Raw genomic sequence first — 10,830 nt, forward strand, 5'->3', positions numbered from 1 at the left:
AGAAAAAAGTAACTACAAAAGTCTTTAATCACTCTAAACGATACAAATATAGAATAATTGATTATTCTTACTTATATTGCTATAATAAGGGTATAAAAAAGAACGTGCGCTAACACGTTCTCTATAGAACCGTTTAAGACGGTAGCAAATTTTTAGTTAAAAATAACCGTTTAACCTGCTAAAGTTAAAGGACGGTTATTTTTTTTTGTCATTTTTCAGCACTTTAACAACTAAAGCAATCAAAGCAATGGTAAACATACCAAAACTAAATATCACTTGAATTGTCTCATATGCGGACAAACAGGCATCTCCTCTCTATAGATTTTGTGAGTACTTGCATAAGCATCACCACCTCTCAAAGATAGCCACCGTCTTAACTTTTCTACAAATTATATTGTATCATAAATTTTCCCACCAGTTAATTTTGATTTAAGCTGACCATATTATAATAAAGTCATTCCTAAAATATTTTTTCATAAATAACTCCCAAAATAAAAGCCAAACAGCTTCCTTGCTGAATGGCTTTTATTTTTTTGCTTTCTTCAGTTCCTGCGTTAGCAAATATTTGATGTAGCTAGATAATTTAAGTTGATTATCTTTGGCAAGAGCAGCAACTTCATTTTTAAAGCTCTCTTTGCAACAGAACCCTTCAATATTATTTTTACTATATATTAACATTGACAAGACCAATTAAAAGGGATATAATAAATATGAAATCGCTTTCATATTGTATAGGTTACACTAATAGGAGATTGTCATGGAAAAATTAGAATCAATTAACTGGAGTGTCACGCTGAACAATACGGCATGGTCGTTTGGATAGGAAATAATATGAAAAAATCAAATTTTATTCTAATTTTATTTGCTGGTTCTCTCTTTTTACCATATATTAAATATCCAAGTACTGAAAGTGGTTTTAAATTTATATCTTATAACATATTTCAAACATTTTTATCGTCTCCTTTTACTGACAACGAACCACAAGTGATTATTCTCCTTTCGATTTCTATATTGATATATCTTTATACTAAATTTATTAAAAGGAATTATAGAGATGTCGGAATTTCAATTATGTTGTCAAGTTTTGTTTGGGCATCTGTAATTCAAATTTCTCCTTCAATCATTATTGAGAAAAACGCTTTATTTAATTTTTATGGAGTTGGATATTGGCTTGTTACAATCCTAGGAATTTCCTACTTCATTATGGAATTTTTAGAAAATAAAATAATATCAACCTTATAATTTATTTGTAAAGGTAAAAAACGACCAATATTGAAGCAAAGTGTCTAGCGTTATGCTAGCCACTTTTGTTTCTATCCTGCAAACTGAGGGGGCTAAGGGTGGAGGTTTTCTCCCCCTTACAAGCGCCATATGTAGACACATTAATAACTAGCATATAGATTGCTTGCCAAACCTTTAATCTTCTCAGTCTTATTTTTTTCAACCCTATCAAGCTTTGGATTAAAGCAAATTTTGAATATGACAATACTTAAGTCTCCTTTATAATAATTTAGATTGAGTATATTTGTTATCGAATTTATTTAAGATATTAGTATTATTTGGATAAACGGCTTCAAATTTTGAAATTTTTTAATATCTTGTAAATGTATGTTTTCTGAGATCATCACTATAGACAAAAGAGTGCACTCTATCGGCTATACGGTGTCAAAAATATAGTTCATTCTATGTCTTAATATTTGAGATTAGTCCACCTACTGTCTATTAAAATATTTATAAAATTTTCAAACATTGGATCTTTCTCAATTCTTGGTTTGTTCTTTATTTTCATTTTTAATACCTTTCTATAAGAAGATATAAAGAGACATATAAGTACACTTTGATGTCTTTTTTTGTTGTCTATGATATAATGGTTATATGGATAGACAACAGACTTGCGCAACAGAAAAGGTTAAATATGGCTAAAATAGGATATGCTCGTGTATCGAGTAAAGAACAGAATCTTGATAGACAATTACAAGCACTAGAGGGTGTTTCTAAGGTATTTTCAGACAAACTAAGCGGAGCTACTACCGAACGTCCGCAATTACAGTCTATGCTAGAGTATATCCGTGAGGGCGATATTGTAGTGGTTGCTGAACTTGACCGACTTGGAAGAAACAATAAAGACCTGACTGAAATCATGAACCAAATTCAGCAAAAGGGAGCTACCTTAGAAGTACAAAATTTACCGTCTATGAACGGCATTGAAGATGATAACCTAAGACGATTGATCAATAACCTTGTCATTGAGCTTTATAAATATCAGGCTGAGTCTGAACGCAAAAGAATTAAAGAAAGACAAGCGCAGGGTATTGCCCTTGCTAAAGAAAAAGGTAAATTTAAAGGTGGTAAACCAAAGTTTAGCGAAAATGACCCTCGATTACAGTTAGCATTTAAACTCTATCTTGATGGATCAACTGAAAAAGATGTTGAAAGACAGACTGGTATCAATCGCAGGACTTTTCAAAGATACAGAAACAAGTTTAATATTCATAGAAAATAAAAAAGCCTTTGTTTAAGGGCTTTTTTGAGTACTATTTTTCTTCACAAATTAATCTTTATAAGCAAACACAATACAATTGATGGCTTGATAATAAATCACACTTGATATTGCAAGTGTAGTTGTAGTTACAAGTGTAGTTGTAGTTACTTAGGCAGCTACTGATAATCACTCTGTATTTTCAATTAAATACCCAACTAATTCAGAAAAACTCATTCCTGTTATTTCAGATAGTTGTTTCCCCTTTTTGATTTGTTCTGGTGTAAGCATAAATTTAATATTCATAGAAATTAAAAAGCACTTGTCCTCGAGTGCTTTTTATTCAATTAACATTTTACTTTTGAACTTTAGTTCCTCTACCTATACTTTATTTTAGTTCTATATTAACTGTACTTGATGACTCTAGTCTACTCATTTTAATGAAGTTTGTCGCTCTATTCTCAATAGAAGTATCATGAGTAGCAATAATAAAGCATTTTCCATCAAATTGGGATCTATGTAAAATGTCGCTCATTATACAACTTCGAGTCTCTACATCTATATTTTCTAGTCCTTCGTCTATTAATAAGCAGGAGGCTGAAACTATCTTTGATATAAGGTATTCACATTTTTGAACCGTTCCTCTAGACATGTCACCTATGGTTATTTTAGAGTTGAGGAATTCATTTAGCTTAAGTTCATAGATTATGTCTTCAATATTGGGTAATTTCTGACCTTGTGTAAGTGAAAAATATTCTATGGATTCAGAAAGAGTAAAATACTTGAAATTACTCAGAGAATCGTTTACTTTGAAAATATAGTCATTGAAATATGGTTCTATCTTTTTGTCATTGACATAAATTCTAATATCCGAATCTACTAAACCCGTGATTAGGTTAATCAACGTGCTTTTTCCTATACCATTCACACCGCTTAATACATACACTCTATTTTTTAATTCAAACTCCATATCTAAAAACATCTTCTTTTGTTTGAATCCAAATTCTTTAATTTCTATCCTAATCATAGATCATCCTACCAACTGAATAAGAATAGATATTAATAACGCAATTGAAGCAGAGATTGCTAAAAATAAAACAAAAAAATTTTTAGATCCCTTTTTACTTAACTCTTTTAAAACAATATGAATTGATATTAACAAAATAAATATATTCAAGTATATAGTCATAACTTACCGCTTTCTAGTTTGCTTAAAATTTAATATATTAATCGAAATAGATATGAATGAAACAACCCAATATAGTAACACAACTATAAACTCCGAGAATGCCAAAGAATATTTAAAATGTGAAAACATATTGCGATTATTTATCTTATATACAAACAGTTGAAACAGAACTATAAGTATAAAAAATAACAAACTGTCCGCTATCGTTATACTCGTATAATCTTCCAACGACTTATTTTCTACTATGGAACGAATTTTTTTCAAGGAGTTGAAAATAGTATTTGAATGCAAATTGAATAATACTAAGGTTATAATAAATAACGCAAATAATATAAATTCTTCAGTATTAAAGTTAAAAATCAGGAAAATGAAAATTGAAGATATGACAGGGATGTATAAGACAAAATCAGATAGTACTTTATAAAAAATTCGACTAGATATATTTGAATTTAACAAATCATAACCAGTTATAAATAAAGAAAATCTATTATTTAACTGACTGCTCTTTTTAAGGATAACAAACAATGTAATAGAAGCTGTGCAAAGAACAAAAAATATATCTGAAGTGTTGATCTTCAACATATCTAAAATAAACCTTAAAAATAAAATAATGAAGTTTGATATCAATATTTTATTTCTATTTAAATACTGGTATGAATCTTTAAAAATTAGTTTATATAAAGTAATTTTCAAAGTACTATGTTTTACATATACGAAATACTCGATAAATTTGATGCTTAAATAAATAGATAAAATTACGATTATTTTTTCTATTTTAAATACTGGGAAAAATAAGTATAAAAATAATGAACTAAGGTAGAAAGCAATAGTTAAAACACGTTTTATACCATTCCTTATAATAATAGGTGATATAACAATTAAAAAGATAGATAACCCAAAAGAGTGCATCGATAGAATTAAAGAAAGAATGAATAGAGGTATCAGAAGATGTAGAAGATGTGTCTCATAAGCCCATCTTAAAAAATACTTGTTCAGGATTTTTTCCTTCTTATATTTAAATATAGAAAACAAAAAATAGGTATAGTACAAAATAAATGTCATGTACTGTATAGATAAAGGTAATAAAAATACCAGAAATATAGTTCCAAGTATCGAAAAGATAGAAAAATATGATGATATTTTTGAGAGAAATAGTACAATCCTTTTTGATAGATAATTGAATTCTTTATTCAAATACGAGAAAATTTTGTATTGAAATTCTCTTTGGAGTGAGCATAAATAGATTTTTAGTAAACTAAAATAGTACATTTTAAGCTTTCTAGATTAAAAAAATGCCAAGGATTATAATTATTATTTTTAAGAGGTCTTTCCTATTGGAGATAGATATTGATTTATTATTAACTGACATAATTATTGTCATCAGAGATAAAGCTAAACAAATAATAATATATGCAACCATACCATAGCTTTTGCTCTTTATCAATATAGTAGATAGTGATTTTACAAATATCATTATACTGAACATAAAATTAAAGTCAATATTGCTCGATTTTTCTTTTTCTACTAGATTAAGAAAAAAACGAACTATTAAAACAGATATAATCCAAGCTAATGATATAAATAGAGTGGCAGTCACTATAGAGATTGTGATTGCTTTATTATCTATAGTTTGTCCTTCAAATAAATTCTTTTTATTTAAAAGTACATAAAAGAAATTTAAAATTGTGTATATAATCCAAGAAGCCAAAAGTATAATTTTTGGCATTTTTTTTGATTTAAACATTTACTCCCCTATACTTCACTTAACTAATAATAGTTATTGATAGAAATATTGTATCAAGTATAATTCTATTTTTTAAAAAGTGGAATATATTCCACTTTTTAAAAATTCAATATATATGGTCTATACTATAAATATAAAAATGGTCTATACTATAAATATAAAACAGGAAAGGAGGACATAAAATGTTTGATTTAGTTGCTACTGGTATGGGAGCAGGGACTGCAGCAAGTGTTGTTGATGCTATCTTTGGTGGTCTCACAATTGCTAGTGCGTTATCACTATATGCAGGTCTAGCCGGCGGTGCTGCTTGGTTTCTTGAAAATGGACTTAAAACTCTGATTAAATGGGCAGGGAAAAGGACAATCATTTCATGGTAAGTTAATCACGTCAAATAACGCATAGGCCTATGAAAAATTCATAAACCTATGTGTTATTTTAAATATTAGAGATAATACATCTCTCTCTTTTATAGTAGTTTTTATGAAGGAATTTATATGAGAAACAAAATCAACCTTTTTTTAGCTTGCATTATCACAATAACTTCTTTCATTTTAGGATACTTGAATATATTCACAGAAAAGGTAACGCAAGTTACCTCAATATTGCACGGAAATTATTTTGAAAAATTATTTAATATACTACTACACAATATTATTATTTCGATATTCATGATTGTTTCGTCCATATTATTAATCTATATCGGACCGATATTCATGACATTCATAACATTCTATGTTTTTGGAACATCTATATCCGCTATAACAGAGAAACCTTTTCTACTCTATTTTTTCTTGAAGTATCCTCATTTTTTATCAGAAACTATCGCTATAATAATTGTACTATATATTTCATTGAACATATCAAAGCTAGTCTTGGTTAAGTTATTGGGTGATGATAAACCTCTATTAAAAAATATCCATAACGAAATTAATCAACTGAAGATATCTTTTATATTACTTGTAGTAAGTGCGGTTATTGAAGGATTTGTCTAAATTTTAAATGACAATAAACGAAAGGAGGCACCTTATGTTCCCAATTTTAAATATCTGGTTCTGGTGGAGCTAATTTTTTTAAACGTTCTTTACAATAACTAATAATGGAAGTCAGTCCAATTTTTTCTATACTATCTAAATATAAAATTGCATTTTGAAAATTTTCATTTGTCCTGGATACGATATAATCATGAACATCTTTCAAAATTCTAAAATTAACAATGGCATTTAAATTATCGGATATATCAAATGTTTCAATGTTTTTTCTAAAAAAATCTGCATACTCTATATCCTGATAATCAAGCACAGTATCATATAAATTCATTAAAACATTTATAGTAAGCGATCTATTTTCGCCAACAAAACAGTGAAATCTTCTCTCTAAAAGTATTTCCCCAAACCACTTTACATCCCCAATATCTAATATGGGACAAACATAATAAAGAAGCTTTAATTCAAAAGTAGTCCAGTTTTCTATTCCATTTAGATAGTTACCGACTAATGTTTTTTCATCACTGGAAACATAATTTTCTCCAGTTACATCCTGTATAACACTCTTTATCATAATATTTGATAAAACATTAAATTTATTTTTTGTGTCATTGACAATGAGCTCTTCTGCGGATACAACACTTTTAGGATATGAAAATCGTATATTGTTAAGTGTGTCATATAGTTTCTGCAATTTACTTGGTTTAAAGCCATTCAAAGTGCTCATAAATTCATTTGGTGTCATATTGATATTGGTAATTGCATGAAAAAGTTTATCTGCAGTCAACATATTAGCTCCTCTTTCAAACTTGGAAATCATATCCTTAGATACTACTTCATCACTGACATCTTTTTGTGTGTATCCCCTAGATTGTCTGAGTTCTTTAAAACATGAATAAATCTGTATTATTTCTTCGTCAAAATAGTTGTTCTGCATATTACCTTCTGACTCCTCTCCCATATTGTATAATATTATAACACTTTTATTTTTAAGTACAAGACAGCCCCTTACTTATATTTCGTATTTCAAGAAATTATAATATCAAATAAATATATTTGATATTATAATTTTAAATTACATATTATTCCTTAAGCACTAAAATTATCTTGATTGAGAGTTAACATGAAAAAAAAATTACAAAAAAAGCCTTTTATTTTTATATCAATATCCATTATCGTTTTAGGCATTATAGTTACAACTATTTTTTCCATTGTTTTAATGTTTAAAAATCCATCAAGCAAGAACAAAGGGTATTCATTTTATACAATTCAAAAAGAACCCGATTACTTGTTTAAAGGGACTGTTACAGCAAATACCACGACTGACTATACTAAAAACACTGCACTTGGTGAGCTCTCCAAAATTGATGTAATTGATGGACAAAAAGTAAATATTGGAGATATATTATTAACCTATACGAGTTCTTCTGACGACTTATCCAGTCAAGAATTTGAAGTAAAAAATTCTAAAAACAACTTATCTAATGCAAAATCAGATTTACTGGAAATAACGAATAAAGATGTAGCCCTGCGTTCAAAGCTTTCTAAAGTAAAAGATAATGTAGAAAAACAAGAGATTACTAACCAAATCGAAAATAATAATGATGCATGGAAAACAGCACAGCGTGCTGTAACAGCAGCTGAACTAGTATTAGATCAAGCTCAAAATTCTTTAAATAACAAAATTGAACATCAAACAGTGTCAGTGACGTCTAAAACAGCAGGGACTGTTGTGATGGGGACAGATTCAGAAACATCACCGTTACTAAGTATTGTCAGCCAAGATACATTTGTTCAGGGAGAAGTATCCGAATATGACTATGATATATTGAAAATAAACGATTCTGTTAATATTGAAACAGTTGACTTAAAAAGAAAAGTAACAGGAAAGATATCATATATATCTCCTGTTCCAGAAAAAACAAATGATACATCATCTTTCAGCATATACAAGTTTAAAGTAAATTTAGATGACAGTTTACAAAATGGTTATACAGTTCAAATTCATCTACCCAATACGAATTTATATATTCCTAAATCCGCAGTCAAATCTGGAAGTGTTTATGTTAAGGATGGCAACACTATTAAAAAGGTTAAAGTACAGACAAAAGATTCCGATGGGAGACTACAAATTCTATCTGGGGTAAAAGTGGGAGATAAACTAATCAAGGAGGCGACAAATTATGTTAATCGCTCTTGATCATGTCACTAAGTTTTATGAGGTGGCTGGGGAAAAAAATGCCGTTTTAAAAAACGTATCCCTAGTTATTTCAGAAGGAGATTTTGTAGGTATAATGGGCCGAAGCGGTTCTGGAAAATCGACCTTGGTAAATTTAATTGGTTTCTTAGATAAACAATTCTCTGGAGACTATTATTTTGAAGATAAGCTAATTGGAGAATACACAGATGATGACTTATCTAAAATCAGAAATGAGTATGTGGGGTTTGTCTTTCAAAACTTTGGACTAATTGAAACAATGACTGTAGCTCAAAATGTTGAACTACCATTATTATATTCAGGTATTCCTAGTCTTATTAAGTCAAAATTAGTTTCAGAAAGTTTAAAACAAGTTGGATTAGAAAATTTTTCGAACCAATCTGTCAAATTATTATCTGGTGGACAAAGGCAACGTGTTGCAATAGCCCGTGCAATTGTTAACCATCCTAAATTTATTATTGCAGATGAACCAACTGGTGCACTTGACAGCAAAACATCTCTTGAAATTATGCAACTATTTATGTCATTAAATAAAAAAGGAGTTACCATTATTTTGGTGACTCACGATCCCAGTCTAATGACTTTTTGCACACATGAATTTAAAGTTTCTGATGGTGAGGTACTAATATGAATATTCGTGCAATAATGAAGAATGCATATCTATCCTTACGTCAAAATACGAGACGTAGTCTGCTTACAATGACTGGAATTATTATTGGAATTTCTAGTGTCATTACAATACTATCATTAGGACGAGGTTTTGAAGCATATACAGTTAAAAATTTAACCGATTCAAACGATAAAAATGTAAGAGTTGATATTAGCTTTGAACCGACAAATATATCACAATTTCAAAATAATAAAATGCATTTTTTTTCAGATGAAGATTTAAATTTTGTTAGACAAGTTGAGGGAGTAGAAAAAGTTGAATATGCTAAACAAGATCAAAGTATCTCAAATATTGATATATTTGTTAGGAATAAAAAAACAACTAAGAGCTTAGGGTTTTCAAAACTTGAAAAAGACCCTATTATACTGGGGCGTAAGATTACACATTTGGATGAGGACACCCATCAAAAAGTAGTTTTGATTACTGAGGATACAGCTAAAGATATTAATCAAGATATCAACAAAGTTTTGGGATCAGGTCTTGATTTAAAAGGAAAACTTTATCAAATTATTGGTATTTATGAAGGTGGTAAATCTGAAGTATTTGATATGACCCCTGATATAAAAGTACCTAAAGGCACTTATCAATATTATGAAAACGCTCAGGATAATCCAAGCCAGATAAAAATAACTGTTGCTGATAACTTCAAGCCAAGCAATATTTCCCAAAAGGTTATCAAAAAACTTGAAAATATTGGTTCGAGTCGTAATTTTGGACAGTATACAACATTTGATATGACTGTGTTGACAGATGGTATTGGTAAAGTCTTAAAAATATTAACCTATTTTGTTTCTAGCATCGCTGGTATTTCACTTTTTATAGCTGGAGTTGGAGTAATGAACATGATGTATACATCAGTTTCTGAAAGAACAAAAGAAATAGGTGTACGTCGTAGTGTTGGTGCTAGAAGAGTTGATATCCGTACTCAGTTTCTAGCAGAAGGACTAATGCTAACAGTTTCGGGAGGATTAATTGGATATATTTTAGGCTATCTAGTCGCACTTGCGATATCACTTGTTCTACCATTCAAAGTCTTTCCAGATTTTTTAACAATCATCTTGACGATAACAATAACAGTAGTCATTGGATTACTTTTCTCAATAACACCCGCTAATATGGCAGCCAGAAAAGACCTTGTTGAAATTTTAAGATGACTTAAGTATATCTCCGTTTTCATATGCAGTTCTTTAATTTCTTCTTCTGAAAAATATTAATTTAACAGTAACTTTCTTGCAACCTCAGCAATCTACTCAACAAACTAACGGTGTCACCAAAAATCAGTATAAGATAAGTTTAGAGGTGGAAAGCCTAAATTTTCTGAAAATGATCCTTGACTATAACTTGCATATAAAGTATACCTCAAAGGAGCGACTGAAAAAGATGTTGAACGGCAAACAAGTATCAACCGCAGGACGTTTCAAAGATATAGGTAAAAATATAATATTCATAGGAAACAAAAAGCACTCATGAAAGTGCTCAGACTGAAGACAAACTCCAAAAATAATTGCAGTTTGTCTTTTTCTATGTAAAATAAAGGTATCAAGTTA

The 10,830-nt window shown here is 29.3% G+C and carries 10 protein-coding genes and 2 pseudogenes; 8 read left to right on the plus strand and 4 right to left on the minus strand.

The features are described 5' to 3' along the window. Window positions 1-195: 195 nt before the first annotated feature. A pseudogene (gene pepG1 / locus RR45_RS10215) lies at window positions 196-340 on the minus strand (type I toxin-antitoxin system toxin PepG1). Between the two features lie 491 nt (window positions 341-831). On the opposite strand from pepG1, the gene RR45_RS10220 reads away from it, so the two are divergent. After that, complete coding sequence (locus RR45_RS10220) at window positions 832-1,242, plus strand: hypothetical protein (protein WP_031366959.1); 411 nt, start codon at window positions 832-834, stop codon at window positions 1,240-1,242. Window positions 1,243-1,915: 673 nt separating this feature from the next. Beyond that, window positions 1,916-2,503, plus strand: a complete 588-nt coding sequence (locus RR45_RS10230; RefSeq protein ID WP_031366961.1) for a recombinase family protein — start codon at window positions 1,916-1,918, stop codon at window positions 2,501-2,503. 364 nt (window positions 2,504-2,867) lie between these two features. Here RR45_RS10230 and RR45_RS10235 read toward each other — a convergent pair whose 3' ends face one another. Together RR45_RS10235 and RR45_RS10245 are read right to left on the minus strand one after the other, a co-directional pair. Beyond that, the gene (locus RR45_RS10235; RefSeq protein WP_031366962.1) at window positions 2,868-3,506 is read right to left on the minus strand and encodes an ATP-binding cassette domain-containing protein; all 639 of its coding nucleotides are present in this window, start codon (window positions 3,504-3,506) and stop codon (window positions 2,868-2,870) included. A 1,441-nt stretch (window positions 3,507-4,947) separates the two neighbouring features. Further along, the gene (locus RR45_RS10245; RefSeq protein WP_031366964.1) at window positions 4,948-5,412 is read right to left on the minus strand and encodes a hypothetical protein; all 465 of its coding nucleotides are present in this window, start codon (window positions 5,410-5,412) and stop codon (window positions 4,948-4,950) included. 182 nt (window positions 5,413-5,594) lie between these two features. Here RR45_RS10245 and RR45_RS10250 point away from each other — a divergent pair, with 182 nt between their 5' ends. Continuing rightward, a complete protein-coding gene (locus RR45_RS10250; RefSeq protein WP_031366965.1) occupies window positions 5,595-5,789 on the plus strand; it encodes a hypothetical protein in 195 nt (64 codons plus the stop codon). 117 nt (window positions 5,790-5,906) lie between these two features. Continuing rightward, window positions 5,907-6,404 carry a stage II sporulation protein M gene (locus tag RR45_RS11665; RefSeq protein ID WP_031366966.1) on the plus strand — a complete coding sequence of 166 codons (498 nt, stop codon included), beginning with the start codon at window positions 5,907-5,909 and terminating at the stop codon, window positions 6,402-6,404. A 46-nt stretch (window positions 6,405-6,450) separates the two neighbouring features. Here RR45_RS11665 and RR45_RS10260 read toward each other — a convergent pair whose 3' ends face one another. Beyond that, window positions 6,451-7,332 carry a helix-turn-helix domain-containing protein gene (locus RR45_RS10260; protein ID WP_072353685.1) on the minus strand — a complete coding sequence of 294 codons (882 nt, stop codon included), beginning with the start codon at window positions 7,330-7,332 and terminating at the stop codon, window positions 6,451-6,453. A gap of 186 nt (window positions 7,333-7,518) precedes the next feature. Between RR45_RS10260 and RR45_RS10265 the strand changes: the two genes are divergently transcribed. The 4 genes and pseudogenes from RR45_RS10265 to RR45_RS11670 all read left to right on the plus strand — a co-directional run. Further along, window positions 7,519-8,595, plus strand: a complete 1,077-nt coding sequence (locus tag RR45_RS10265) for an efflux RND transporter periplasmic adaptor subunit (RefSeq protein WP_031366968.1) — start codon at window positions 7,519-7,521, stop codon at window positions 8,593-8,595. Continuing rightward, a complete protein-coding gene (locus RR45_RS10270) occupies window positions 8,579-9,244 on the plus strand; it encodes an ABC transporter ATP-binding protein (RefSeq protein ID WP_031366969.1) in 666 nt (221 codons plus the stop codon). The genes RR45_RS10265 and RR45_RS10270 overlap by 17 nt, the downstream gene beginning before the upstream one ends. Beyond that, window positions 9,241-10,437 carry an ABC transporter permease gene (locus RR45_RS10275; protein ID WP_031366970.1) on the plus strand — a complete coding sequence of 399 codons (1,197 nt, stop codon included), beginning with the start codon at window positions 9,241-9,243 and terminating at the stop codon, window positions 10,435-10,437. Before RR45_RS10270 ends, RR45_RS10275 begins: the two co-directional genes overlap by 4 nt. Window positions 10,438-10,572: 135 nt before the next feature. Continuing rightward, window positions 10,573-10,716: pseudogene (locus RR45_RS11670) on the plus strand (recombinase family protein); the annotation flags it as partial. Window positions 10,717-10,830: the final 114 nt, after the last annotated feature.

Origin of the sequence: Pseudolactococcus chungangensis CAU 28 = DSM 22330, from assembly GCF_002441885.1 — a bacterium.
In the GTDB taxonomy this organism is placed as follows: domain Bacteria; phylum Bacillota; class Bacilli; order Lactobacillales; family Streptococcaceae; genus Pseudolactococcus; species Pseudolactococcus chungangensis.

Bases quoted from the DNA above. Each gene is read 5' to 3' on its own strand.
- RR45_RS10265 (WP_031366968.1), top strand. From the start codon at position 7,519: ATGAAAAAAAAATTACAAAAAAAGCCTTTTATTTTTATATCAATATCC.
- RR45_RS10250 (WP_031366965.1), top strand. From the start codon at position 5,595: ATGTTTGATTTAGTTGCTACTGGTATGGGAGCAGGGACTGCAGCAAGT.
- RR45_RS10260 (WP_072353685.1), bottom strand. From the start codon at position 7,332: ATGCAGAACAACTATTTTGACGAAGAAATAATACAGATTTATTCATGT.
- RR45_RS10245 (WP_031366964.1), bottom strand. From the start codon at position 5,412: ATGTTTAAATCAAAAAAAATGCCAAAAATTATACTTTTGGCTTCTTGG.
- RR45_RS10230 (WP_031366961.1), top strand. From the start codon at position 1,916: ATGGCTAAAATAGGATATGCTCGTGTATCGAGTAAAGAACAGAATCTT.
- RR45_RS10275 (WP_031366970.1), top strand. From the start codon at position 9,241: ATGAATATTCGTGCAATAATGAAGAATGCATATCTATCCTTACGTCAA.
- RR45_RS10270 (WP_031366969.1), top strand. From the start codon at position 8,579: ATGTTAATCGCTCTTGATCATGTCACTAAGTTTTATGAGGTGGCTGGG.
- RR45_RS11665 (WP_031366966.1), top strand. From the start codon at position 5,907: ATGAGAAACAAAATCAACCTTTTTTTAGCTTGCATTATCACAATAACT.
- RR45_RS10235 (WP_031366962.1), bottom strand. From the start codon at position 3,506: ATGATTAGGATAGAAATTAAAGAATTTGGATTCAAACAAAAGAAGATG.
- RR45_RS10220 (WP_031366959.1), top strand. From the start codon at position 832: ATGAAAAAATCAAATTTTATTCTAATTTTATTTGCTGGTTCTCTCTTT.